Here is a 1,492-nt window from a genome sequence, read left to right on the forward strand (position 1 = left end):
CGCGGACAGCGCACGGCAGATCGGAGCGACCCCGAACCGAGCGCGATGCTCGGCGATGAACGCACAAATTACCGCTGTCGCGGGTCGCTCTCCCGGATGCTCCTATGTCAAGCCGCCTGCAGCGCAACGCCGTTGGCGGTGTCGACGGCCGGTGTTGCGGCGGTTCGTTCGTCGGAGATCAGGGCGCGGTAGACGACGTCGGACAGGCGCCGCCGCAGCAGCCGCATGGCTTCGGTGCGGGTCTTTCCCCTGGCTTTGAGCTTGTCGACGTAGTCTTTGCCGGGACCGAAGCCGCGGGTCTGAGTGAGCGCGATCATGTGCAGGGCGCAGTTGATCCAGCGGTTGCCGCCGCGGTTGAGACGGACCTTGCCCGAGGTGGCACCCGACCACACCGGAATCGGTGCAGTCCCGGTGAATCGCGCATACGCGTCCTTGGACCGAAACCGTTGTGCCCCAGCGGTTTCACCGAGGATCACTGCCGCCGACAACACGCCGCAGCCGGGAACTGCCAGCAGGCTCGGCGCCAGCACCCGCACGCGGTCGCGCAGCTGGCGTTCGAGGTTGTTGATCTGTTCGGTCAGTGCCCGGCACTGGGCGGTCATCTCGCAGGCTATCTGCGCGACCAGGCCGTGGAAGGAGGTGAGTCGTTGCGCGAGATCGTTGATGACACAGTAGCGGCGCAGCCCGCGGGAGGGGATCTCCAGGCTCGGGTCGAGTTCGTGCAGATGCCAGCGCAATCGGTTGATCAGCTCAGTGCGCTGCACGACCAGGGTGTGGCGGTAGTCCGACAGCAGCTTCACTTCCCGCGCCGGGCCGTCGAGCCGAGCCGCGGGGAGGTCGGGTTCGCGCAGCGCCGCATGGGCCACCGCGAGCGCGTCGATCGGATCGGACTTGCCCTTCTCCCGGCCACCACGCCGGGCGGCGGCCATCAGATGCGTCGGCACTCGCACCACCTCGAACCCTGCGGCGAGCAGGTCGCGCTCCAACCGGCGCGTGACGTGACGGCAGTCCTCGAGCGCGAACTTCGCTCCCGGCCATTGCGCGGCCCACTCGACCGCCTTCAAATGGTCCTCGCTGGTCGTCCCGATCGTCTTCTCGCCCAGCCGGCGGCCGACCGGATCGGCGGCCACGAGGGTATGGGTGCGTTTATGGGCATCGACACCGATCACGACTTGGCTCAACGGGTTTCGTCCTCTCCACGGGCAATGGGGATGCTCACAAGACCGGGTGAGGACGGGCACGCGTCAATCGGGCACTGCGGCGCGCTCCTATCAGGCCACGAACCCCACCGGCCGGGCCCGGCGGGGCCGCACATCGTGACAAGCCACCAGCAATCAAATGGCCGGGGCAGCGAAGAAAAGAGCGAACCCCACCGAGCCCCAACAGCATTACATTGACGCGAAGAAACTTGTTGCCGCCTTGAGGATTTCGATCGTCTGCTCCAGCTCGGCGATCTTACGGTTCTGCTCCCGGATCACCCGCGCCGCATCCG

General features: G+C 67.0%; 1 protein-coding gene. It reads right to left on the reverse strand.

Annotation, left to right across the window (positions count from 1 at the left end):
- Positions 1 to 107: 107 nt before the first annotated feature.
- A complete protein-coding gene (locus ABZ293_RS42015) occupies positions 108 to 1,181 on the reverse strand; it encodes an IS110 family transposase (RefSeq protein WP_355189919.1) in 1,074 nt (357 codons plus the stop codon).
- Between the last annotated feature and the right edge of the window lie 311 nt (positions 1,182 to 1,492).

The organism is Nocardia sp. NPDC005998 (genome assembly GCF_040614395.1).
GTDB lineage: Bacteria > Actinomycetota > Actinomycetes > Mycobacteriales > Mycobacteriaceae > Nocardia.